Genomic DNA, 24,521 nt, shown 5'->3' with positions numbered 1-24,521 from the left:
ATAAACGAATGCTAAAATTGGTTGATATTTTTTCTGTGCTTTTATTATTTTGGCATATATTATCTTTTCGCAGGAGCGATAAGTTTTGTCATCGCTACCCTATGGAATTTTCTTTTTGCAAAAAAATTTATTTTTCATCACTCCCCTCACTCATTGCTTAAAGAAAGCTCTCTTATATACCTGTTAGTTTTGGGGGCTTAGTCATTAATCTAGCTGTGCTTTATGTATGCGTGCAATGGCTTGGATTCTATGAAATAATAAGCAAGATTCTAGCCACAGGTATAGCTTTTGTATTTAATTTTGGTATGCGGCAATTTATTATCTATCGCTGATTTTAAACCCCCCATTCAACCATATTTAACAAAAAAACAAGTAGAATGCGGATAACATTGACTCACATACAACAACAAAGGCTACTAATGAATAATTTTAGCAAAATTGGTTTTATTCTCGCCGCACTTGGAAGCTCTATCGGCTTAGGGCATATTTGGCGTTTTCCTTATGTGGCAGGGACAAATGGCGGCGGTGCATTCGTGCTTTTGTATTTGGTTTTGGCACTCTCACTTGGCATTGCAATGCTTATTGGCGAAATGCTTATTGGGAACAGGGGGGGGGGGGGCGCTAATGCTGTCAAAAGCTATGAAAATCTTGATGTGAGCTCAAGTAAAAAATGGCGTTTAGCTGGTTTTACGCTTATTGGTGGTCCTATTATCCTATCCTTTTATGCTATCGTGCTAGGCTGGGTGTTTTACTATCTCTTTATGGTGAGTTTTAATCTCCCTGAAAATATGCAAGATTCACAAACAATTTTTAATACTCTCTATACAAATGGTTTTGTGCCCCAAACGCTTGGTTTGCTTTTTGTAATGGGAATCACTGCATTAGTTATCTCTCGCGGTGTTAAAAAAGGTATTGAAGCTTTGAATCTTATCCTCACACCGCTTCTTTTCATTATATTTTTTGGCTTATTGCTCTATGCTATGAGTATGGATTCTTTTAGCAAAGCATTACATTTTATGTTGAGCTTTGATATAAATGAAGCAAAAAAAGCCCTCACGCTTAATGTATTTATTGATTCTCTAGGGCAGGTGTTTTTCTCGCTTTCACTCGGGGTAGGTATCATCATCACTTATGCCGCTTCCTCACAAAGCAATCAAAATCTCCTTAAAAGCGCACTTTGGGTAGTGCTATCTGGAATTTTAATCGCTATTATGGCTGGACTTATGATTTTTACATTTGTATATGAATATAATGGTGAAGTAGGAGGGGATGCTGGACTTATCTTTATAACTTTACCTGTTATGCTCTCTCATCTTGGTATATGGGGCAATGTCATCGCATTTTTATTCCTCATTGCCTTTAGTTTTGCAGGCATTACCTCTGCGATTTCACTCCTTGAACCCGCCGTTATGTATGTATGCGAAACTTACCATTGGAGCAGAGCAAAGGCGACTTGGAGCATTGCTGGAGCAATTAGCGCACTTGGTATGCTTATCATTTGCTCCATTTGCACGCCTATGGCGGATTATCTTACTATTGGTGGCAAAACACTTATGGATAGCGTTGAATTTCTCTCTGCAAATGTAATTATGACACTTGGGGGACTTTTAGCAGTTATTTTTATTGGTTGGGCTGTGCCAAAAAATCAATTACAAGCATATACCGCGCATTTTTTTAATAAACTCACTTTTACTCTTTGGTATATCATTATGCGCTACATTGCGCCACTTATTACTATTATGATACTTGTAGCGGTGAGTGTGGAATTTTTCACAGGAAAAAATATTGCAACCTTTCTCTTTAGCGAGTAATGGCATCAAACATAAAGGAATCCTATGCGAAGCGACATTATCAAAGCGGGCTAAAAGCCCCATTATGGGAATGGGACTAGGTGAATCTGTCGCGCTTATCACCGATGGACGCTTTAGCGGGGCGACAAGGGGAGGCTGTATCGGGCATATAAGCCCAGAAGCAGCGGAAGGAGGATTAATCGCACTCATTGAGGACGGAGACAAAATCGCGATTTCGGTTTCAAAAGGCACTTTAGAATTGCTTGTAGATTCTAAGATTATAGAATCTCGCCGCACCAAATGGAAACCTATAAAAAAAGAGATAAAAAGCAAATGGCTTAAAAGATACTCTTTGCTTGTAAGCAACGCGGCAAATGGCGCAGTATTAAAAACAGAGCTGTAAAGTTTGAGAATACAAAATTCTCAAACCTTTGTTGATTCTGCTTTATTTGCTATGAAATTTTTATCATTTGTCTTCAATACCAACTCGGGAGTGTTTTAAGGCTTAAAGCATTATCAAACATACAAGCTGTGTTTGCAATTTTTGATACCTGCCAAGATTCTAAAGATTAGGAGTAAATGACATTGGCAGATTCTCATATCATTTGCCATAATAAAACGCGTATTTTTCCTTTGATGGGCTAAACCCACTTTTTGCAAAGGGATTATACTTAGTTCTTATCTGCTATTTTCTTATACCACTTGGGCGGATTCTCTTCTAAAGGCGTTCCCTCAAACATACCCTCTACACCACGGCAATCACTTTTCACCTGCCATTTATCAAGGTTTTTATCTCTGGTGAGATACCAAAAATCTTTTTCTATCTTGGCTGATGTGTGCCACTAATTTTTTTTGAGTAAGCCATCTTCTGTGGTAACAAACCATTTTGGTTTCTTATCTTCACCATCAATAGGCGAAAAAGCAACAAATTTGAACCAATAGCCTATCTTACATCCCTCTGGCAATTTGTCTCCCCACGAATCTAGATTTTGATTAAATTTTTTAGCGTTCCAAAACATCTGATATATTTTTTTTGCCTTGCATAAATTCCATTTATCTAAGGGTTGATTGAATTTTTTAGCGTGGGCAAACATATTGGCTGCATATTCTACATTGCTCACATCCCATTTTTCTAAGGGCTGATTAAACTGACTGGCACCTTCAAACATTCCCCACATATCTTTTACCTTTGAGACATTCCAAGATTCTAAAGGTTGATTGAATCTAATGGCACAATGAAACATAAAACGCATATCTTCTACATTGCTCACATCCCACGAGCCAATATCGTGATTGAAATGCCTTGCCTCCACAAAGCAAAATGACATATCCTTGATATGCGAGACATTCCACTTTTCTATCCCGCTAAAATCTTTTCTCTTGGATTTATCAAAGAGATTTGTAAAGTCGCTCACTCCGCTGACATCAATATCACCTAGATAAATGCTTTCATCTTTGATAAGCTTTTTGAGTGCTGCCTTTGTCTTTGGCTGATAAGTTACACCTTTGCTTTGGGAGGTTTTAGGCGTGAAAAGTGAATCAAATGCCTTTGCCTTGTCTTTTGCCTTTGTGAGCTTTTTTAGAATCTGCAAAAGAGCATATTCTTCAGTGTCTTTGGCACTTCGCCCCGCATACACGGCACTATCATCCCAATACTCCTGCTCTAAATCGCTGACATAAGCTTCTAGCTCGCTGATTTTTTCTTTATCTATCACCGCACCTTTTTCAATAAGTGCAAGGACTTTTGCTTTTAAAGATTCTAATTCCTCTTTTGGTGCGTCCAGACAGCTAGAAAGCACATCATATAATTCTTTATTGCGTTTTTCTTGAGGTGTAAGTTCTTTACTCTCCTTTTTATTTTCCATTATTATTCCTCCTATGACAAATCCTTTGTGTCCGCGCATTATATTGTTTTTTTTTTTTTTTGTAAAGCAAGATTGTATATTCAATCATAATAAATTGTATTAACTCAAAGTGCTAAATTCACCATTTAAATCTTTTTAGATATTCATTTTTTGCACTTCAATATCTTGTTTTTTAGAATCTGCAAATCTAAATTCTATTGGCACTATGAAAGCATATTCAAAGATTATCTTATCAAAATAAGCATCAAATACATTTTACAAACATATTTTGGATTTTTCAACCGCCCTTAAAGCTGCTATATCAAAGATTTTATAACCACTGCTTTGTATGATTTGGAATTTATGTATTTGATTATTTTTAAGACTTATCATTATTTTTGCAACACCCTCAATCTTATTGATTTTAGCTTCTTTAGGATAAAGCAAATGTTGCATAATGCAACCTCTGCTTTTTTGACCTAATGCTTCCTCGCTGAAATTATTTACTTGCATATAAGAATCTGCTGCTTGAAGCGGAGTAAAGAATTGATATATCACATAAATAACAAAAAAATAAGAGAAGAAAATTTGCATTATTTTCCTTGATTTTTTTATAAAAAATTGCTAGATTCTAAGCTTTAAATACCAAATTCACGCTTAAATGCGCACAAAGGATTTTCAATGATAGCTCAAAATATTACCGAACTCATTGGCAACACTCCGATTTTACAACTTCAGCAATTTGCTCCAAATCTTTATGGCAAATGCGAGTTTTTAAACCCAAGCCATTCTGTTAAAGACCGCCCCGCATATGCAATGATAGATGAGGCTCTAAAGACAGGCAAAATCACAAAAGATACAACTATTGTAGAATGCACAAGCGGCAATATGGGCATATCTCTCGCTATGATTTGTGCTTCTCTTGGATTAAAAATCATCATCACTATGCCAGAATCTATGAGCATAGAAAGACGCAAGATGATAGCTTTGTTTGGTGCGAATCTTGTGCTTACTCCTGCAAGTGAGGGTATGCAAGGTGCGCTCAATAAGGCTCAAGAAATTTTAGATTCCACACCAAACTCATTTATGCCAAGTCAATTTGATAATCTCGCTAACAAAGAAATGCACAAACGCACTACCGCACTAGAGATTTATAAAAGCTTTGAGGGAAGTTTGGATTATTTTGTGGCAGGATTTGGCACAGGTGGGACAATTAGCGGTGTAGGCGAAGTGCTTAAAGAGAAGATTCCATCTATTAAAATTATTGGTGTAGAGCCTGCTGCTTCACCACTGCTTAGCAAAGGACAAGCGGGACCACATAAGATTCAAGGCATTGGCGCGAACTTTATCCCTAAAATCCTTAATCGCGATGTGATAGATTCTATTGAAGTTGTAGAAAATGAAGTCGCTATTAAAATGGCTCAAAATTTAGGCAAAATCGGCGTAATGGTTGGAATTTCTAGTGGCGCAAATGTCGCAGCTGCACTTGAAATTGCCAAAAACAATCCAAATAAAAAAGTGCTTACTATGCTTAATGACACAGCGGAGCGATACCTTTCAACGGATTTATTTAATACGCTTTAAACCTTGAATGCTACTAAAAGCGGTGGATAATGAGACTTTGGCAATGCTTCCTTGATACAAGCAAAGTAACAAGAGTTTGAAAACCGCATTCTCACTCTCATATCTCCGTCTTTAAAACCGCGCCATTTGCGGCGTTGCTCACAAGCAGCGTAACCACTTGCTTAGAATCTCTTTTTTACTGATTGCTATTTTGCCTTGCAAGATTCTAAAACTAAAGTCCATTTCATTATTAAATCCTTTGTCTAACTTTACTGCCAATATCCTGAAAGCTAGAATCTAACATACAATTCTCTAGGCTTCTTTGGGAAAATAAAAATCGTCCATCACATACAAATCCTAGCTCCTCCCAATCTATATTATTGAGCCTCTCGCACAAATCTTGTAAATTCTTAGAATCCACTTCAAATTTTGGAAAAATCGCCAAAATAGAGCCATCATAAGCATTACAGGAATGGATAAAAAAAGGTTTTTTATTGCGAGTTTTGGTATTAACATAAATGCGTGGTATATCACTCTTATAATAATCTCTGCCCCATTGCCACCAATTACTTTCATCAAATTTTTTAATTTTTCTTTGCAATAATTTTTGCTTAAATTCTTGCAAATACACACAATCTTTTGCGCGTTCTCCATAAATCATTCTTTTTGTTTTACCACTTTTTGCAGTGGTAGAGTTCACAAATTCTACATTACCCCATTGTTGATTTGCAAAAATAGTATCTGCCCCACTTACTGCTCCAACTTTCACAAAAAACAATGAGCTAAAAGGAATACTATAAGATTTTTTAGTAAAAAGAATCTGTCCATTGATACAACTAAATTCCCTCAAACATTGGGTTTTTCTCCCAAAATTACCTTTTTCAAACCTCCATATCGCACAATTTGGTTGAGCCTTGTTAAAAATCTTTTTATCTCCCAAATCTATAAAATTTGTTATGCTACCTTGCGAGAATAAAAACTCATTGAGTTTTATGCTTGCAGTGCTTTTTAGAAAATCTCTAGGCGTGATAAAAATTAGCTCCCCCTTATCTTTTAAATGCAAGATACATTTATAGATAAAAAATAAATACAAATTCGAACGAGAATCAAAGATATTCTTATAAGCATTTAAAAGGAATTTCGTAGAATCTAAAATATCTTGATAACGCACATAAGGAGGGTTGCCAATAATACAATCAAATTTTTCACTCACAGGATAACTAAAAAAATCAACTTTCAATACAGATTTATCACAAACTACTTTAGAATCTAACTCTATGCCTACTTTATTGCTGGGTAAATTTTTAAAAAATGCTCCATTTCCACAACTTGGCTCTAAGAATCGCGGATTTTCTAGCCTTGTAGTGCTTTGGATAAGATTTAACATATCACTTACGATATGCGGCGGGGTGAAAACTTGTCCCAAATTTACTACATCAAGATTCATAAAAATACTTCTTAAAATGGAGGTAAGCATCAGCTCTTAATTTTAAAGATTCTTCAAAAGTTCCAAGCAAAAAGGCTTTTGCACTTTCAAAATCTCTATTTATCAGTTTGCGATTATTGTTCCATTTTGCTTGAAAGGGGAGATTATTGCCATTTGGCAAGATAGATTCTAAGTTTTTTAAAGAAGTAGCAAATACATCACTAGAATTATCTTTATTGATAATCAAAAAATAATAATCTTTTGAATTTTGCTGTATATTTTCTTTAAGACTTTTGAAGTAGCAATCCCAGCTTACACCATTACCAAAAGGTGGAATCTTGCCTGTTAAGGCATAATAGATTCCAAGTTTGCAATTAAGATTATCAGTGGTTTTTGTTGTGCTTACTTTGATGTTGACAGGATAAAAAATATTATTTTCCTCAAAGCTAAAATCTACCCAATCGCGCATATTTGGGCGATTTATTGCAAAATTTGTTTCTAAGCATTTAAAAATTTCATCTTCATTAAAGGCAGAATTTATCCTACCATCTCGGCTTTGTTTGCTTAAGGCAACAGGAGACTTTTTCAAAAAATCTACAATTTGAATAAGCAAATGTGGTATAACTTGACTCATTTGATTCCTTAACCCTTTAATTTTTCTTGTATAACATCAATTAGAGATTTGCATAATGCATCAAAATAACCATATTCATAGTAAAAATACTCCACTTCCTCTGTTCGTGCTTTTTCACCCATATACCTAAACTGAGTAAAAATATCTTGATTGTTTTCTAAAAGACTTTTTACATCTTTGTTTCTTTTTTTATTAGGTGATTTAGAATTCTCAAATTTTTCTTTTTGGTTTTTAGGAGTAGCTCCTCTAATAAACAATTCTAGCGGTTTATTATGAGAAATGTAATTGTCATATCTGTTGCAAATCATATCTCGGGTGTCTTCATTTATTTTTTCAAACAGCTTATATAAATTATGTATTTTATCTGGCTTTTTCCGCTTTCTCCAGAAATAATAGTTTTTAGGAGTAGCTCAATAGCCAAACCGTAATTGGTGGCTGACGCAAAAAGTTCGTAAGCGGTTAAACTTCGTGTTGTCTCATATTTTTTAGGGTGAATACTAGCCAGAAACCACAAACATTTTGCACTTTCATATGAAGTTATATAATCATATTCTTCGCATCTTTCAAATTTTCTAACTGTTTCTTTTGAATTTTTGTTTGTTGCCATTTTACAGCTCTGTTTTTAATACTGCGCCATTTGCCGCATTGCTCACAAGCAGCGCATAGCGGCGCAACCATTTGCTTGGAATCTCCTTTTTGATAGGCTTCCATTTTGCACGGCGAGATTCTAAAACAGCGGAATCCACGAGCAATTCTAAAGTGCCTTTTGAAACAGAAATCGCAATTCTATCTCCGTCTTCAATCAGCGCGATTAATCCTCCTTCTGCTGCTTCTGGGCTAATATGCCCGATACAGCCTCCCCTTGTCGCACCACTAAAGCGTCCATCGGTAATGAGTGCGACAGATTCACCAAGTCCCATTCCCATAATGAGGCTTGTGGGAGTGAGCATTTCTTGCATTCCCGGTCCACCTTTGGGTCCCTCATAGCGGATTACTACGACATTCCCCGCTTTTACCTTGCCTCCCGCAATGCCTTTAATCGCTTCCTCTTGCGAATTAAAGCACACCGCACTTCCCTCAAATTCTTTCATAGATTCTGCCACTGCGGCGACCTTGAGCACCGCTCCTTCACGCGCTAAATTACCATAAAGAATCTTTAGCCCACCTACCGGCGAATACGCGTTTTCATTGTGTCGGATAACGCTAGAATCTACAATCTGTGCGTTTGCAATGCGTTCTCCCAAAGTCTCGCCTGTAATTGTGAGTGCGTCTAAATAGAGAATAGAATCTGCGGAATGACTGCCCAAAGACGTATTTCTTTTTGCAACTTCATTCATTACTGCCGACACACCCCCCGCGCGATTGATGTCTTCCATATGGATTGTGCTTAATGCCGGAGCGATTTTAGTAATATGTGCGACTTTTGAAGCAATGGCATTGATAGAATCTAGGTTGAAATCCACCTCCGCCTCTTTAGCAATAGCTAACATATGCAAGATTGTGTTTGTGCTGCCGCCCATTGCCATATCCACGACAAACGCGTTATGCACGGCTTTTTTATTTAAAATATTTCGGAATCTAAACTGCTCGCTTTTTTGCTCATCTAGCGCAATCTCTACAATTCTACGCGCCGCTTTGCGTAAAAGCTCCTCACGCTCCTTGCTTAAGGCTAAAATCGTGCCATTTCCCGGCAGCGCAACCCCCATCGCCTCACAAAGCGTATTCATAGAGTTTGCAGTAAACATTCCACTACAGCTCCCACCGCCCGGACACGCATTGCATTCTATCTCGTGTAGCCTTTTTTCGCTAATCTTACCCTCTGCGAATGCTCCCACCGCTTCAAAAGCAGAATTTAAATCCAAAATTGTGCCGTCCTCTAGCTTCCCGGCTTTCATTGGACCACCACTCACAAAGATAGTTGGCACATTCACGCGCAACGCACCCATAAGCATTCCGGGCACGATTTTATCGCAATTTGGGATACAAATCATCGCATCTAGCGAGTGCGCGTTCATCATTGTTTCAATAGAATCTGCAATCAGCTCACGACTAGGCAAAGAGTAGAGCATACCGCTATGCCCCATTGCGATGCCATCATCTACGCCAATGGTATTAAATTCAAAAGGCACGCCCCCAGCAGCGCGAATCTCCTCTTTGATAATCTGCGCATAGCGGTTTAAGAAAAAATGCCCGGGAATAATGTCAATATAACTATTTGCAATGCCGATAAAGGGTTTATTAAAATCTTCATCTTTTAGCCCTGTGGCACGCAATAAACTTCTATGAGGGGCTCTTTGATAGCCCTTTTTCACAATGTCGCTTCGCATAAATCTCCTTTAGAGTTTTCTAAAATGCCATTATAAGTGAAATCTTTGAAAATATCATAAATCAATAAGGAATCAAAGGTTTATGCAAATTCTTTTACCAAGCTTGGCTTATTTGCACTCATAAAGTGAAATTTATTATGCACACTTTTAAGTTCCATAAACAAAGAATGAGAAATCTCTAGCCCTACCTTCTTTTCCTCATCTTTGCCTTTATTATGAGCTTTTTCTAGTTTTTGCACCCATTCATTTGGTATATATACACCCGGAAGCTTATCGCGCAAAAAAAGTGCCGTTTTGTAGCTTAAAACAGGAAAAAATCCAAGTACAAGTGCGCTTTTGATATTGCATTCACTCTTAATCTCTTCAAGGCTTTGGAGTAAAAATTCCGCTGCATTAAGAGAATAAACAGGCTGTGTAAAAAGAGCGTGAATCTCGCAACTGCTTAATTTTTTACGCATTTTATTTTTTAGCGATAAAGGATTATTCGCATACGCATTTATCACTTGAAAATTATAGATTCTTTTAATATTTTCTTTAAGAGACTTGCCATTGAGTGCTCTACCACAATTTAACTCATCAATGATATGTCCGAGTTTAAGAGAATTATCCTCAAACACACCCTTTGATTGTAGGCAATCTCCATTTTTAATGCTATCGCCTGTGAGTGTCAAAAAAGTGCGCAATCCTAACTCATTAACACTTAAAATATCGCCACATAAAGCGATAGAGTTCCTATCTCTCATTGAAATTGTGCAAATAACAGGCTTTTGGAGTGCATTTTGAAACTTAAGAGAACTTAAGATTGATGAAGGTTTAAAACGAGCTAAAGGCGAATCTGTGCAAACAAAAGCATGAGCAAGTTTAAGTGTTTTTAAATCTTCTAGTAAATTCTCATCAAGCCTACCACTTATACTTGGAGCAATCTCTACACTCAAAAAAGGCTCTGTAGAGTGAAGTTGCTCTATGAGGGATTCTATGTCATACATATCTATTTACCATTATCATAGAATCTATTTCACACTTATAAAGCTGCTCGCACACTCTTAACAGCTTCTACAATGTTTTTCAAACTTGGCTTTACTTCTTCCCATTTGCGCGTTTTAAGCCCACAATCTGGATTAATCCATAGCTGCTCTTTAGGCAATACTTCAAGCAAAGCCTTAATTTGCACATTAAGTTCCTCCACACTTGGGATTCTAGGACTATGTATATCATATACACCCGGTCCTACTTCGTGTGTATAACCCACTTGTTTAAAGACTTTTAATAGCTCATTGCCACTTCTTGCTGTTTCAATGCTTATCACATCAGCATCAAGGGCTTCAATGGTTTTAATAATATCATTAAACTCACTATAACACATATGGGTATGAATCTGGGTTTGAGGAAGTGCTACTGCGGTAGAAATCTTAAAGCACTCTAATGCCCAAGTCTCATACGCTTTGATATTTTCGCTACGCAATGGATACCCCTCTTTGAAAGCAGCTTCATCAACTTGAATGATTTTAATTCCACCCTTTTGCAAATCATCAATTTCATCAGCAATAGCTAGAGATATTTGCCTACACACCGCACTTCTCTCTAAGTCATCTCGCACAAAACTCCAATTTAAAATTGTAACAGGACCTGTGAGCATTCCTTTCATCACCTTTTGTGTAAGGCTTTGCGCAAATTTACTCCACTCTAATGTCATAGGCTTTGGACGAGCCACATCACCAAAAATAATCGGTGGTTTTACACAGCGACTGCCATAGCTTTGCACCCACGCATTTTGACTAAACACAAATCCTTCTAATTGCTCGCCAAAATACTCCACCATATCATTTCGCTCCGGCTCTCCGTGCACAAGCACATCAATGCCAATTTCTTCTTGGAACTTCACACAATCTCTAATATAAGTTTTTATACCCTCTTCATATTGCACCTTATTTATCTCGCCTTTTTTGTAATTAAGACGCAATGCTCTAAGTTCAGGTGTTTGAGGAAAAGAACCAATTGTAGTTGTAGGTAGGATAGGAAAATTAAACTGCTCTTTTTGAAGCTTAATGCGCTGCGCAAATGGCACACTTCTTTGATTTTGTGTGTGATTTTGGACACGCTCTCTCACAGCCTTGTTATTCGTCTTGCTCGAAGTTTTACGCGAAATATTAATGGACTTATTTCGCTCCAAAAATGCACTATCACTCGCACTTTGTGTGCCTTGAAAAATGTGCTCAAGCACGAGCAATTCATCGATTTTTTCTTTTGCAAAACTTAGCCAAGAAAGGATTTGAGAATCTATTTTATCCTCTCCCTCCTTGCTAAAGGGCGTATGCAAAAGCGAACAGGAGCTAGTTACCACAATACGATTTTTAGGCACAATATCCGCGATAGATTCTAAAAGCGCGAGTTTAGATTCTAAATCCGCCACCCAAATATTACGTCCATCAATCACCCCTGCATACAGCACTTTATCACTTTTTGCAATAGATTCCAAAACCTCTTTATTCTTTGCCCCAGCGACAAAATCAAGCCCTATGCCATAAATATCAGTTTTTAATAAAATTTCTGTAAGCTCATTACTATGCTCAAAAAATGTGCTTACAATAGCTTTAATGCCCTTTTTAGCGATGTTATTATAAACACACTCAATCGCACTTCCACCCTGCTGACATTCTAGCCCAAAGATATCTGCATTGAATCCACGCACAAAAATAGGCTCACTAAATTCTACAAGCACTTCTGAATCTATCTTTGCGATTTGCTCGATTAAGTCAAAATACGCACTCTTAAGCTTGTGAAAAACCTCCTTTGGCTCTCCCTTAATAACCTTACTCAACGCAAAGAGCGTGAAAACGCCGATTAACTGAATCTTTGGCTTAAAGCCAAGTGCCTTTGCCTCATTGTATTGCGCGATAATACCATTCGCATCAGCCTTATACTCATCATCGATACTAAGCTCTGGCACTACATAATGATAGTTAGTATTAAACCATTTTGTCATCTCACAAGCCACACCCTTTTGATGTCCTCTCGCCATTGCAAAATACCCATCTAAGCCACTTAAATGCTTGAATCTAGCGGGTTTGCAGCCAAGTGCATAGGCAAGATCAAGCACATTATCATAGTAGCTAAAGTCATTCACGCACACATAATCAAGGGATTTTTGCATATTCCAATGCTTTTTACGTAAATCCTTAGCAACGCCCTCTAGCTCGCTCTGACTACATTTACCGCCCCAAAAAGCCTCAAGGGACTTTTTCAACTCTCTATTTTGCCCAATGCGTGGGAATCCTAAAATGCTACTCATCACATCTCCTTTGTATGTTTTGGTTAAAATTTCAGTATTTTTGCATAAATTTATAAATACAATATGTAATTTTATTTTTTTGTTGAGATTTTTAGAGAATCTAATGTGCCAAAACTGCTCCAAAGCCCTTGATATAAGCATTTTACAAAAGATACAAAAAGTAACAAATACAATATGTAATTTTATTTTTTTGTTGAAAAATGAATGAAATTCTATATTTTACCTATCACTTATTCCACAAGCGAAATCCTACACCTATGCGTTCACTGCGCATTTTATACTCAAACATATTATCCCCATATCCATTTATATATTGAACATAAATCCCTATATTATCACTCACACGCAGTGTATAGCCCAACTCAAAATAAGGATAATACCTCCGTGCAATAGGCGGACGCATATATAATTCAAGCAAATTACGATTACTCTTGTAATACAATCCTATATCATTATACCCACGATAAAGGGCTAAATCAGGATTATCTGCCATAAAACCATCAAGATGTTTGCCTATATACACCCACGCACCTAGCTTAATACCAAATACACTTTGTGGTGCTATGTCATACTCCCATCGCATATTGAGTAAAAGACGATTTTGGGTGCGTGAGCGCAATGCTCTCTCACCATTTGAAATATGATTGTATCCAAAAGAAATATCCTTAAAAGCACCGCCCAAAAAGCTTATAGGACGCTCATAGCTATAAAATAATTCAGGTTGATAATCTATATCTCTAAAAGGACGCGAATCTGCTTGATTATAATTTTGAAACCACGCTGTTTGCGTATAGCCAAAATAAAATGTCCCATAAGGTGAGAAAAGCTCATTAAACACAGCAAGCTTAAAGCTAAATTGAAATTTGGTTTCTGTATCTTTATTTGGCAAACTAGATTCACTAGGAGTAGGCTCACTCAAACTATGATAAAAAGGCAAAATATATACTGCTTTATGCGGATAGAGCAAAAGATAAGGTTTTTTGTTTTGTTTCTCTTCGGGTAAATTAGGCAGTGAATCTGCAAACACACCGCTTAATCCCACAGATAAATACAACATACACCATTTATTCATAATCATTCCTCTCCTCAATATAGCATAGATTCTAAATCGTGTGATAACGCGTGAATAATTTTATAGTAAAATATGCAAAAAATATATTAATTTTCAAAGGAGAGCTAATGTGCGGTATTGTAGGCTATATTGGTCGAGATGAAAAAAAAGAGATTCTTTTAAATGGCTTAAAGGAGCTAGAATATCGTGGTTACGATAGTGCAGGAATTGCGGTATTAAGCAAAAATGAATTGCAAACTTTTCGCTCTGTTGGAAAATTAAGCAATTTAGAATCTAAATGCAAAAATTTTAGCTCCACAGATTTTGGCGTGAGTATCGGGCATACGCGTTGGGCTACGCACGGCAAACCTACCGAAGCAAATGCCCACCCTCATATCGCCGCTTTTAGCAATGTTGTGCATAATGGCATTATTGAAAATTATCAAGAAATTAAACACGCTTTGGAACAAAAAGGACATACTTTTCTCTCGCAAACTGATACCGAAGTGATTGTGCATTTATTTGAAGAATATACAAAGACTTTTGCAGATGCTCTCCAAGCCTTTAAAGCGACTATTGCCGAGCTCAAAGGTGCTTTTGCCATTTTGCTTATTACCAAAAAAGCACCCGATTGTATTTTTTATGCCAAAAATGGCTCACCGCTTATCATTGGCAAAAGCGCGACAAAGCAAGATGAAATTTATTTTGCAAGCTCTGATGCGCCTCTCATTGGGCTTGTAGAGAGTGTAGTATATTTGCAAGATGGCGATATAGGCGTGATGAAACTTGGCGCATTTGACACACTCAAAGGTGCAAAAAAACTAAATAGCACCAAAGGCTACGCACAAAAAGAAGGGTATCGCTACTTTATGGAGAAAGAAATCTATGAGCAACACAAAGTTCTCCTTGAAACTATGATGGGACGCGTGAGTGAGGGAGATATTATCCTCAATGAAATAGAATCTCACTTTTTTAATGATATACAAAGTATTAGCATTTGTGCGTGTGGGACAAGCTATCACGCGGGATTAAGTGCAAAATACCTCTTTGAACGTTTGGCAAAAATAAAAACAAATGTGCTCATTGCAAGCGAATTTCGCTATTCTCAACCTGTGATGAATAAAAGTGAGCTTTTTATTGTCATCTCCCAAAGTGGTGAAACTGCTGATACGCTTGAAGCCCTCAAGCTTGCCAAAAAAAATGGCTTAAAAAGCCTCGCTATTTGCAATGTGGATAATAGCTCTATTGTGCGTGAAGCCGATGTCTCGCTCCTCACTCGTGCAGGAATTGAAAAAGGCGTGGCAAGCACAAAAGCATTTGCAACGCAAATGATGTTGCTGTGGATTCTAAGCGTGTATATAGGCAAAATACGCGGACATATCGCACAAAAAGAGCTAGAAACTCATATCGCACAAATGGTAGCTTCGGCAAAAAAAACTTATATAGAATCCGATATGCACGAACACATTAAACGTCTATCAAAGCGATATTTACACGGACACGGATTTTTCTTTATCGGGCGAGATGTGTTTTATCCTCTCGCACTTGAGGGTGCGCTTAAGCTCAAAGAGATTAGCTATCTTCACGCTGAAGGCTACCCAAGCGGAGAAATGAAGCACGGACCTATTGCACTAGCAGATTCTGAGCTTTTTACCCTTGCTCTTATGCCTACACATTTACTTTTTGATAAAATTAAAAGCAATGTAGAAGAGCTAAGTGCGCGTGATGCAACTATTTGTGCAGTAAGTGCGCAACCCATTAAAGGCGTTGATGATATGATTCTTATCTCACCTTGCCAAAGCTATATGGAGGAGTTTTTTGCGATGATGGTAGTGCTTCAACTTTTTGCACTTGAAGTGGCAATCAGATTAGGAAATGATGTAGATATGCCACGTAATCTTGCTAAAAGCGTAACCGTGGAGTAGATTCTAAAATTTCGCTTAAAAAGTCCCCCGCTCACTTTTAGTAAAAATTTAAAGGCGCGTGTGAGCCCCAAAAAACACATAAGATGTTAAAGCTCACCCCACCGCGCCGCAATATTTTGCAATCCGCTGCTAATCACATCTCAATATTGTAAAATTGTATTTGTTTTATATTTTGATATTTTTTATCCATTAGTTTAAGCTTAAAATAAGTCGAATAGTCCTAGCATTGTAAGGCATTCGCAATAAAACTACAAAAAAGGAGTCAAGATGAAAATTTCAGCATTGTTTATAGCATCTTCGTTTCTACTTGTATCTGCCCTTAGTGCTAATCCCCTAATCAATGAGGCAAAAAAAGCAGGACTAGCACCTTTGCCAAAAGATCAAAAAGGTGTGGATAGAATCCTTGCGCAAAATAAAGTCAAAGCAAGTGCCTTTTCTCAAGCTAAAGCAGAGCTTGGCAAAAAGCTTTATTTTGACCCACGACTTTCAAAAAGCGGTATTATCTCTTGTAATACTTGCCATAATCTCGGTTTAGGTGGAGCTGATGGAATCGCAGCTGCTGTGGGGCATAAATGGAAGGCTAATCCTAAACATTTAAATTCACCAACCGTGTATAACTCGGTATTGAATACAGCACAATTTTGGGACGGACGCTCAGGAAACTTAGCAGACCAAGCAAAAGGTCCAATTGAGGCAGAACCAGAAATGGCAACTCCTGCAAAAGTAGCAGTAGAGAAAGTTTCTTCTTTGCCAGAATATGTGAATGAGTTTAAGAAAATTTATGGTGGCGTAACTTTTGATAATATCGCTGATGCAATTGCAAACTTTGAACGCACATTGCTTACACCTTCTCGCTTTGATAGCTTTTTAGAGGGGAATGGACAAGCTCTCAATAAAGCGGAGCAAGCAGGTCTTAAAACCTTTATCGATAAGGGTTGTGCTGCTTGCCATAATGGTGTGAATCTCGGTGGCTCAATGCAAGCTTTTGAGGTAGCAGGAAAATACAAATTCGCAAAACTCGGTGGTTTTAAAGGCGATAAGAATGGTATGGTTAAAACTCCTACATTGAGAAATATTGCAGAAACTGCTCCATATTTCCATAATGGTGCGATTTGGTCGCTCACAGATGCTATCAAAGAAATGGGAAGCACACAGCTAGGCATTGAGATATCTGACAAAGAATCTCAAAGCATAGAGGTGTTTTTGCACTCACTTACAGGCAAGAAACCAAACATTGCTTATCCTCAACTTCCTGTATCAACAGAAAAAACACCAAAACCTGAACTCTAATCTTTAACGCTTAACCTTATAGCCCTAATCTCCTTAGGGCTTAGGGAGAGGCGATAATCCTTACACAAGCATTTTTATAGGCAAATTACAATCACAATTTGAATGCTAAAATTGTGTAAATCTCATATAATAAAATAAGTCAAAACCCTCATCAAAGCACAAGCAAAAGTAGATTCAAAACAAACACTCATTTTTGCAAACAAAACACATTCTAAACAGGCTAGATTCACAAAAAGCACTTTAATAACGCTATTCTAAAAAACAAAAATCTTAGAATCCTTGCCCTATAAAATCCTTTGATATTTTTAGAATATGTGAGTAATAATTTTACTTAAACTCCAAAATATCACATTCTCCAATATGGGTAGCACGATATATACCATCAAAATACACGATTTATTTTCTTTAATAACCTCATCGCGCACTTGCGCTCTCTCCTTGTCATTTAAAGTTTTTCTTTTGACATACTCTCTTTTATGCTCATCAAAAAATCCCTCTTTGGATTTAATCTTCGCTTGAATCTTAGGAGCGATAAAAGATTCAAAATCACTCCTGCACTGCTCCTCTTTTTCAAGCGCAGATTCTATCTTGCGAATCTGTGAATCAATGTCTGAAATTTGTTTCTTAATTGCGTGAATGCTATCCAATCGCTTTATGCCTGTATTTTTGCATTTTTCTAAATGTGGAGTGAGTAAATCCTCTCTATGCCACCCAAGTGTGTCATCGCATTCCTCACCCAAACGCGCAAACAAAAAACTAAAGTCTGTAACCTTGCTTGTATCAATTTCGCTTAGATTCACATTTTCATCATTGATAAGTTTGACAAGTTCCGCCCTATCCTTTGGGTGGTATTTATATGTTATCTTTTGAGAATCTCCTTTAGAATCCCCGCAGCTGCTTATAAACACGCTCATTATGGCACACATTGTCATATATAAAAGCTTTTTCATTTATTCTCTCTTTTGCCCTACGAGATTTTTATACCATTTGGGTGGGTTTGTTATAATTTGCCCCTATAATAAGCCAAAGGAGATAGATTGTGAAAGTATTGCTACAAGGAGGATTGGGAAATCAAATGTTTCAATACGCATTTGCTAGAGCCTTAGCGCATAGAGGCTATAAAGTCGCCCTTGATGCGGCGTGGGGATACACAAAATATTCTCATTTCTATCCAAATTCTATTTTTAGCCTAACAAGAAAGAAATTAATGGGGGGGGGGGATAAAGCAAGAAACTGAACATATCCGCAACCTTGAATTACAACAATTTGCAATCTCTCTACCAATCGTGCGCTTCAACCCACCAAAGCCACATAGCAAGGATTTTTACAATCTTATCGCTACAAAAATGATGACGCGTCTATGTCCTTTCTATTCCCCTGCAAATCGCCTCATTTATCCATTTTTTACCTATGAATCTCAATCTCTGCTCGACACATTTCTATCGCGCAAAACCTTTCGCCCACACAGCTATTTTATAGGTCATTTTACAAATCTCAAATATTTTGAAGAGGTAGATTCTATATTAAGAAAAGAATTTGTGCCACGCACTATTTCTTTACACACGCAGTCTCTCGCCCAACAAATCACTGCCACACCAAAAACCGCCTTTTTGCATATTCGCAGGGGAGATTATCTTATAGATAAACATTGGCGTTTTATAAAGCTTGGCAGTGCGTATTATAATGCTGCACTCAAAGCACTTATAAAAAAGTCAAAAAATCCTGTGGTATTTGTTTTTAGCGATGATATATTATGGTGCAAGGAACATTTTACACAATACTTAGATTCTATGCTTTATCGCCAAGTAGAATTTGTATTTATGGAAGGTAATGGTGAGGGTAATGCAATAGAAGACCTCACGCTTATGCGAAGTTGTCAAAATGGTATTATGGCAAACTCCACTTTTAGTTATTGGGCAGCATATCTTATAGACAACCCCTCAAAGCTCATTTATGCGCCTGCGTATAATTTTTATGAGCCACATCGTAATGTAACAACCCACCTCCCGCATTCTTAGCAGAGATACGAGCATATTTGGGGAATGAGGATAGATTCAGAATCTACTTAAGCCTACCTACATAATCACACGCAAATTGATTATCAAGGCTGCACGCACGATTGTAAAAATCCTTTGCCTTTGTCAAATCACTCGCCACACTTAATCCCTGCTGATAAATCTCGGCACTAATTACACAGGCGTATTTTAACCTCTCATCACATTTTTTAGAATCTAGCTCCAAAGCCTTATGATGAAGCCCACTCGCCCTTTGCAAGTCCTTATCCACATTCACGCCATAAAAATAATACGACCCCAGCACGAAACACGCATTTTCTATCTCATTCTCACACATCACATCAAGGTAAGATAAGCCCTTTTCCACATCTTTTGGCGCACCTAGTCCATCAATGAGTGCCACCGCTTGTATAGCACACCACTGCGCCCCGCCCTCCTTACACGCCTGCAAACTATAATCATAACCAAGCTGATAGTATTGCTTTGACTTTTCAAGATTCTCTTTTGAATCCTTCTTATCCCTCGACTTCGTATCATAGTAACTCCCTAGATACAAACACGCGCCCGGGTGCTTCCTATCACAAGCCTTTTGCAAATTCTTACTCGCCTCATCGGCATTTTTTACCCACATCGCCACAGCTTGATAAAAAAGAGAATCTGCGCTCTCTATATCTTTAAGCAATTCACTCTCTAGCAAAGTCTCTTGCGTATTTTCTACATCATTTGCAAACATTAGAGTAGCCACAAAAATCACAACATACTTTAGGAATTTTCGCATTAGCTCGTCCTTTTGTTGAGATGCACAAGTTGGGGAAAGGCATTCATCACCATTTGATTATTTGAAAAAAACTGCTCAATATGCGTCTCTATTATTTTCACATCTTCTAGTCGATTGACAAGGTCGCGGAACTCACTCGCACCCTGATGCCCCTTTGCATACGCGTGAAGATTCTTGCGAAACATAATCGCCCCACGCTCCCCATAAAAATCAATCATTTTTTTAAAATGCTGCAATACAAGCTCCTGCTTGATGATTGGCGGAATCTCCTGCGTATTGTGCTTAATCTGCCAAAAAATCCATGGCGCACTAAGCGCTGCCCTACCTATCATCACACCATTTGCACCCGTGCGCTCTAGCACCTCTCGCGCCTTACTTGCGCTATCAATCTCGCCATTAGCAATTACAGGCAAATCCACCTGCGCCTTGATAGAGGCAATCGCGTCATAATCTATTCTCTCTTTTTTATAGCCATCAGCTCTTGTGCGCCCGTGAATCACCACAAAATCACTCTTGACATCTTTTAATGCCTGAGCGATTTCGTGAAGGATTTTTTTATCAAAACCAAGCCTTACCTTGAGGCTCGTATAGGGAGTTTTAGCATTCTCCTTAATGAGATTTGCAATTTTTACAAGCAGATTCAAATCTTTGAGTAGTCCGCTGCCATTGCCGTGATTTGCTACCTTTGGTGCAGGGCAACCACAATTTAAATCAATAATATCAATGCCCTCTTGCTCGTTTAGAATCTCCACCGCTTTTTTGATAATCTCCTCTTTTGAACCCGAAATCTGCACGCTATATGGCTGCTCTTCTTGGGATTTTTCAATCATTTTAAGTGTGCGGGTGTTGTTATACACAAGGGCGTGGGAGCTTATCATCTCACTCACGGTAATATCCACGCCAAAGCCCTTTACCACGCTGCGAAAGGGCAAATCAGTATATCCTGCAAGGGGGGCTAACATAAGGAGGTTATCAAATCGTATCATTCTAGTTTCTTTGCTTATAGTCATTGTAGTCAAAGCTTTTTAAAAGTCGCCACACACCTTGCGTATCAATCACGCCAAGTGAGGGAAGCCCCACGCCATTAAAGGTGGTATTTTTCACAATCGTGTAATGCAACATATCCTCAAAAATCACTCTATCCCCTATACACAAAGGCGTATCAAAGCTATAATCCCCTATGACATCACCTGCTAGGCAAGTAGGTCCGCCTAAACGATACTTATACGCGCCCACTCCCTCACCCTTATCAGATTCTAAACCATTAGCCGATGAAAGCTTTGTGAGTGCTGGACGATAGGGCATTTCAAGGCAATCAGGCATATGACAACTCGCACTTACATCAAGTATCGCGATAGGCATACCATTCTCCACAATATCCACTACCTCGCCAATTAAGAATCCAACCTGCCATCCCACCGCCTCACCCGGCTCTAAAAACACCTCTACATCATTGTGCCTCGCCTTAAAATCCTTGATAAGTAAAACGAGTAAATCGCGATGATAATCTGCCCTTGTGATGTGATGTCCGCCGCCAAAATTTATCCATTTCATTGAGCGAATATAAGCACCGAAATGCTTTTCAAAGTGCGGCAAAGTGCGTTTCAGTGCAGTAGAATCTTGCTCGCAATGTGTGTGAAAATGTAGCCCTGAAACATCCTCTAAGCCATATTGTGCTACGCCCTTTTGAAATGCACTTGGTGTAATTCCCAAACGAGAACCAGCGATACAAGGATTATAAATAGGTGGCTCTACCTCGCTATACAGCGGATTCACACGCAAACCCACTTCAATAGGAGCAAGATTTTGAATCTTGAGTTGCTGATTTTTAGATTCTATAAGCGGCTTAAAAGTCTGCCATTGCGCAAAAGAATTAAAAATAATATGCGTTGCGTATTCTATGATATGGAGCATTTCTTGTTCTTTATACGCGGGGGAAAACACACACACTTCCTTGCCCTGCGCCGCCCCACCTATCTCCTCAAAGCCAAGCCTTGCCTCATATAATCCACTTGCGGTGCTACCATTCAAAGTTTTTCTAAGATTCTCAAACACACGCCAAAACGCATAACCTTTAAGAGCTAATAGAATCTTCGCGCCGCTTTGTTTTTGCACAGATTCTAAAATAGCGAGATTATTATTTAGCCTCTCCTCCTCAAGCACATAGCAAGGAGAAGGGAGTGTGAGAAGTGTAGAAATATCACGCATTATTTAAGGATAAATTTTCTTACTGCAGCTTCAATTTCTACTGGATTGGATTTAGAGATGAATTCACTCGCATTGAGTGAGCGCGCCATATCCTCATTACTGCTGCCGCTCATAGAGGAATTTACGACAATAGGCAAGTGTGCAGTTGCAGGATTTGCCTTGACTTGCTTAATCACCTCAAACCCACTCGCTTCAGGCATTTCAAGGTCTGTAATAATCATACCCACCGCACTAATATCAGTCGTAGGAGCAAAAAGGTAGTCAAGCAAGTGTTTGCCATTGATAAAATCGTGGTGAACGACACCGAGTTTATTGAGGATAAGCTGCATTGTGCGAAGCACGGTGGGGCTATCATCAGCCAAAAGAATGCTTTTTGTCGTATCCACTTGAGAAATCTTTGCAATCCCATCTTCTTTATCTTTTTCAATCCACGGAAACACATCAATGAGCATTTTTTCAATATCCACTACTTGCACTAAGCGTCCATCAAAATAACGTGTGCGGCTTACAAGCTTACCATTGTGTCCGCCACCACCTATGCCCACGCCCTGTTCTATTTCTGTCCATTTTTTGTTTAATATTCTATCTGCCTCATAGATTCTCACCCCAATAGTCCAGCGAGAAAACTCGCAAATCATAATAATATCTTCCTCGCCAGAAGCTCTTTTCACGCCACAATCACGCAAATTTTTGCCTTTATTATTGCTATCGTAAAAAAACCACTTACGCATATCAATGAGGGGAACGGTCAATTCACGAATAGTAATAAGTCCCTCTACAAGGCTATTATTCTCGTGTGTAACAACCGTGAGTGCGCCCCTATACTTTATAACCTCACGAATCTTAAACACATTCACCGCGTATAAATCTTTACCTTTTTCCAAACGAAAACAAAGGAGCTGTAACTCATTATTTTTATGAAGACTCGTTACCTGATCGATGTTTGACATACTTGTTTTAGACATAATCGCACCTCATTTTCAAAAATACTTATATCCTAGCACAAAATCACTAAATATAACTTTATACACCACCGCTTCTTTGGTTAGATTTTGTGCCAAAACGCATTTTTAGCACAATCACAATCCAGCGCACAATACCATACACGACATAACCACTCATTAAAGCACACAACATCACTTGAGGATTCACATATATCACACCAAGAAGCAGAATGACTGCTATGAAAGATTTAAAATTCCACTGCATTTTCTTAAAACTAGGATAGCGGATATTGCTTACCATAAGGATACTAAGAATAAAGCTACCGCCAAGTATGGCGTATTCATAGCCATAGGATTTGATGAAATCATATTCTAAATCCACAAGCACCCATAACATTAGCACGACCGCCGCGGAGGGGATAGGCAGACCGATAAAAAAATTTGGCTCAGAACTTGAAGTAATATTAAAACGAGCCAAACGCACTGCACCAAGTATCACAAAAATAGCGGGTACACTCATACCCACTCGCCCATAATCAATGCCCACATAAAAATACAGCAAAAAAGCTGGAGCAACACCAAAAGCCACGACATCAGCTAGAGAATCAAACTCCACACCAAACTTACTCGCAGTATTTGTGAGCCGAGCAACTCGCCCATCAAGCCCATCAAGAATCATTGAGAGCAAAATTAACCAACAAGCAGATTCAAAATGCCCTTTTGATGAAAAAATAACACTCAAAACACCTAAAAAAATACTCCCAGCAGTAAAGAGATTAGGTAAAATAAAGAGTGGATTAAACTTCATAAAAATATCCTATTACGCTTTGAAGTGCCTTCACCCTGTCACCAATGCTTACCTTAAGTTCAATATCAGAATCTACGCCCTTTTGTCGCTTTTGTGGGATAATAATGCGTGTCATACCAGCTTTCATAAACCCCATACGCTCACCAACATCTAAATTACTCGAAGCAAAAAGCTCTTGAGATGAAAAGAATATAGGATAAAAATCTATAGAAAATGTCCTCTCTTGCAAGCTTTCAAAGCGCATAGTTGCGTTGAGTGTATTACGCTTTTCCTTACTGCACCAAGTAAGATTTAAACCTTTCTTTTCGCTCATCTTACCCTCTACAACATCGCAAGGGGAGCGTATTACACCTACATCGATAAATCTTGTCTCAATAAGAATACTTATGCGTTCCTCATTCGCATCAATATCCCTCACAATACCATCGACAGGCGATACAAAGACATTGCTCTCACTCGCGTTTGGAATCCTCTCAGGATTGCGAAACATCGCAAGCCACAAAACAAGCATTACGCACAATACAAATGCGCACACGTTCCAATCAAGCCACAATGTCAGCACAAATGCCACCAGAAGCACCAATGCCCCTACCCAGCCTTGTTTTGCAATAATTTGCGTAGTAGTCATT

At 38.3% G+C, this 24,521-nt stretch carries 23 protein-coding genes and 2 pseudogenes; 8 read left to right on the top strand and 17 right to left on the bottom strand.

Annotated elements, in window-relative coordinates; genetic code table 11:
• Positions 1–21 precede the first annotated feature (21 nt).
• The 3 genes and pseudogenes from BN2458_RS10680 to BN2458_RS01415 form a co-directional block, all read left to right on the top strand.
• A pseudogene (locus BN2458_RS10680) lies at positions 22–332 on the top strand (GtrA family protein).
• 87 nt (positions 333–419) lie between these two features.
• Complete coding sequence (locus BN2458_RS01420) at positions 420–1,811, top strand: sodium-dependent transporter (protein WP_058122018.1); 1,392 nt, start codon at positions 420–422, stop codon at positions 1,809–1,811.
• Positions 1,812–1,866: 55 nt separating this feature from the next.
• A pseudogene (locus BN2458_RS01415) lies at positions 1,867–2,193 on the top strand (dihydroxy-acid dehydratase); the annotation flags it as partial.
• Positions 2,194–2,632: 439 nt separating this feature from the next.
• On the opposite strand, the gene BN2458_RS01410 reads toward BN2458_RS01415, so the two are convergent.
• Together BN2458_RS01410 and BN2458_RS01405 are read right to left on the bottom strand one after the other, a co-directional pair.
• A complete protein-coding gene (locus BN2458_RS01410; protein WP_052082048.1) occupies positions 2,633–3,655 on the bottom strand; it encodes a BspA family leucine-rich repeat surface protein in 1,023 nt (340 codons plus the stop codon).
• Positions 3,656–3,910: 255 nt separating this feature from the next.
• A complete protein-coding gene (locus BN2458_RS01405) occupies positions 3,911–4,228 on the bottom strand; it encodes a TonB family protein (RefSeq protein WP_034343979.1) in 318 nt (105 codons plus the stop codon).
• Between the two features lie 87 nt (positions 4,229–4,315).
• On the opposite strand from BN2458_RS01405, the gene cysK reads away from it, so the two are divergent.
• Positions 4,316–5,218 carry a cysteine synthase A gene (gene cysK / locus BN2458_RS01400; protein WP_011115689.1) on the top strand — a complete coding sequence of 301 codons (903 nt, stop codon included), beginning with the start codon at positions 4,316–4,318 and terminating at the stop codon, positions 5,216–5,218.
• Positions 5,219–5,447: 229 nt separating this feature from the next.
• Here cysK and BN2458_RS01395 read toward each other — a convergent pair whose 3' ends face one another.
• The 8 genes from BN2458_RS01395 to BN2458_RS01355 all read right to left on the bottom strand — a co-directional run bounded on the left by BN2458_RS01395 (position 5,448) and on the right by BN2458_RS01355 (position 13,945).
• Complete coding sequence (locus BN2458_RS01395) at positions 5,448–6,644, bottom strand: Eco57I restriction-modification methylase domain-containing protein (RefSeq protein WP_034343978.1); 1,197 nt, start codon at positions 6,642–6,644, stop codon at positions 5,448–5,450.
• Positions 6,634–7,257, bottom strand: coding sequence for a hypothetical protein (locus BN2458_RS01390; protein WP_034343977.1), 624 nt, complete (start codon positions 7,255–7,257; stop codon positions 6,634–6,636). Before BN2458_RS01390 ends, BN2458_RS01395 begins: the two co-directional genes overlap by 11 nt.
• Before the next feature lie 8 nt (positions 7,258–7,265).
• Positions 7,266–7,514, bottom strand: a complete 249-nt coding sequence (locus BN2458_RS01385; RefSeq protein ID WP_156407269.1) for a hypothetical protein — start codon at positions 7,512–7,514, stop codon at positions 7,266–7,268.
• Positions 7,515–7,582: 68 nt separating this feature from the next.
• Positions 7,583–7,864: a hypothetical protein gene (locus BN2458_RS01380; protein ID WP_058122016.1), complete on the bottom strand. Its 282-nt coding sequence runs from the start codon at positions 7,862–7,864 to the stop codon at positions 7,583–7,585.
• Position 7,865: 1 nt separating this feature from the next.
• The gene (ilvD, locus tag BN2458_RS01375) at positions 7,866–9,584 is read right to left on the bottom strand and encodes a dihydroxy-acid dehydratase (protein ID WP_034342714.1); all 1,719 of its coding nucleotides are present in this window, start codon (positions 9,582–9,584) and stop codon (positions 7,866–7,868) included.
• Between the two features lie 80 nt (positions 9,585–9,664).
• Positions 9,665–10,570: a methylenetetrahydrofolate reductase gene (locus tag BN2458_RS01370; protein WP_034342717.1), complete on the bottom strand. Its 906-nt coding sequence runs from the start codon at positions 10,568–10,570 to the stop codon at positions 9,665–9,667.
• 35 nt (positions 10,571–10,605) lie between these two features.
• Positions 10,606–12,873 carry a 5-methyltetrahydropteroyltriglutamate--homocysteine S-methyltransferase gene (gene metE / locus BN2458_RS01365; protein ID WP_058122015.1) on the bottom strand — a complete coding sequence of 756 codons (2,268 nt, stop codon included), beginning with the start codon at positions 12,871–12,873 and terminating at the stop codon, positions 10,606–10,608.
• 226 nt (positions 12,874–13,099) lie between these two features.
• A complete protein-coding gene (locus BN2458_RS01355; RefSeq protein ID WP_034342647.1) occupies positions 13,100–13,945 on the bottom strand; it encodes a phospholipase A in 846 nt (281 codons plus the stop codon).
• 107 nt (positions 13,946–14,052) lie between these two features.
• Here BN2458_RS01355 and glmS point away from each other — a divergent pair, with 107 nt between their 5' ends.
• Both glmS and BN2458_RS01345 read left to right on the top strand, forming a co-directional pair.
• Positions 14,053–15,849, top strand: coding sequence for a glutamine--fructose-6-phosphate transaminase (isomerizing) (gene glmS / locus BN2458_RS01350; RefSeq protein ID WP_058122014.1), 1,797 nt, complete (start codon positions 14,053–14,055; stop codon positions 15,847–15,849).
• Between the two features lie 267 nt (positions 15,850–16,116).
• Positions 16,117–17,139 carry a cytochrome-c peroxidase gene (locus tag BN2458_RS01345; protein WP_034342399.1) on the top strand — a complete coding sequence of 341 codons (1,023 nt, stop codon included), beginning with the start codon at positions 16,117–16,119 and terminating at the stop codon, positions 17,137–17,139.
• Positions 17,140–17,444: 305 nt separating this feature from the next.
• On the opposite strand, the gene BN2458_RS01340 is transcribed toward BN2458_RS01345, so the two are convergent.
• The gene (locus BN2458_RS01340) at positions 17,445–18,089 is read right to left on the bottom strand and encodes a hypothetical protein (protein ID WP_058122013.1); all 645 of its coding nucleotides are present in this window, start codon (positions 18,087–18,089) and stop codon (positions 17,445–17,447) included.
• Between the two features lie 89 nt (positions 18,090–18,178).
• Here BN2458_RS01340 and BN2458_RS10135 point away from each other — a divergent pair, with 89 nt between their 5' ends.
• Together BN2458_RS10135 and BN2458_RS01330 are read left to right on the top strand one after the other, a co-directional pair.
• Positions 18,179–18,376, top strand: a complete 198-nt coding sequence (locus BN2458_RS10135; RefSeq protein WP_058122012.1) for a hypothetical protein — start codon at positions 18,179–18,181, stop codon at positions 18,374–18,376.
• A 49-nt stretch (positions 18,377–18,425) separates the two neighbouring features.
• Positions 18,426–19,157 carry an alpha-1,2-fucosyltransferase gene (locus BN2458_RS01330; protein WP_156407268.1) on the top strand — a complete coding sequence of 244 codons (732 nt, stop codon included), beginning with the start codon at positions 18,426–18,428 and terminating at the stop codon, positions 19,155–19,157.
• A 43-nt stretch (positions 19,158–19,200) separates the two neighbouring features.
• On the opposite strand, the gene BN2458_RS01325 is transcribed toward BN2458_RS01330, so the two are convergent.
• From BN2458_RS01325 to BN2458_RS01300, 6 genes are read right to left on the bottom strand one after another with little or no spacing between them, the layout of a single operon-like run.
• The gene (locus tag BN2458_RS01325) at positions 19,201–19,932 is read right to left on the bottom strand and encodes a tetratricopeptide repeat protein (protein WP_034328014.1); all 732 of its coding nucleotides are present in this window, start codon (positions 19,930–19,932) and stop codon (positions 19,201–19,203) included.
• Entirely contained in the window at positions 19,932–20,918 is a 987-nt protein-coding gene (locus BN2458_RS01320; RefSeq protein ID WP_058122011.1) for a tRNA dihydrouridine synthase, read from the bottom strand. The genes BN2458_RS01325 and BN2458_RS01320 overlap by 1 nt, the downstream gene beginning before the upstream one ends.
• Before the next feature lies 1 nt (position 20,919).
• Positions 20,920–22,131 carry a carboxynorspermidine decarboxylase gene (nspC, locus tag BN2458_RS01315; RefSeq protein WP_407081054.1) on the bottom strand — a complete coding sequence of 404 codons (1,212 nt, stop codon included), beginning with the start codon at positions 22,129–22,131 and terminating at the stop codon, positions 20,920–20,922.
• Between the two features lie 8 nt (positions 22,132–22,139).
• A complete protein-coding gene (locus tag BN2458_RS01310) occupies positions 22,140–23,105 on the bottom strand; it encodes a chemotaxis protein (RefSeq protein ID WP_034328019.1) in 966 nt (321 codons plus the stop codon).
• A gap of 58 nt (positions 23,106–23,163) precedes the next feature.
• A complete protein-coding gene (gene pssA, locus BN2458_RS01305; protein ID WP_034343828.1) occupies positions 23,164–23,892 on the bottom strand; it encodes a CDP-diacylglycerol--serine O-phosphatidyltransferase in 729 nt (242 codons plus the stop codon).
• Positions 23,882–24,520, bottom strand: coding sequence for a phosphatidylserine decarboxylase (locus BN2458_RS01300; protein ID WP_034328021.1), 639 nt, complete (start codon positions 24,518–24,520; stop codon positions 23,882–23,884). The genes pssA and BN2458_RS01300 overlap by 11 nt, the downstream gene beginning before the upstream one ends.
• Position 24,521: the final 1 nt, after the last annotated feature.

Origin of the sequence: Helicobacter typhlonius (genome assembly GCF_001460635.1) — a bacterium.
Taxonomy (GTDB): Bacteria; Campylobacterota; Campylobacteria; order Campylobacterales; family Helicobacteraceae; genus Helicobacter_C; species Helicobacter_C typhlonius.
The sequence above is the reverse complement of the archived record's forward strand: the minus strand, read 5'-3'. Positions and strand labels throughout refer to the sequence as shown.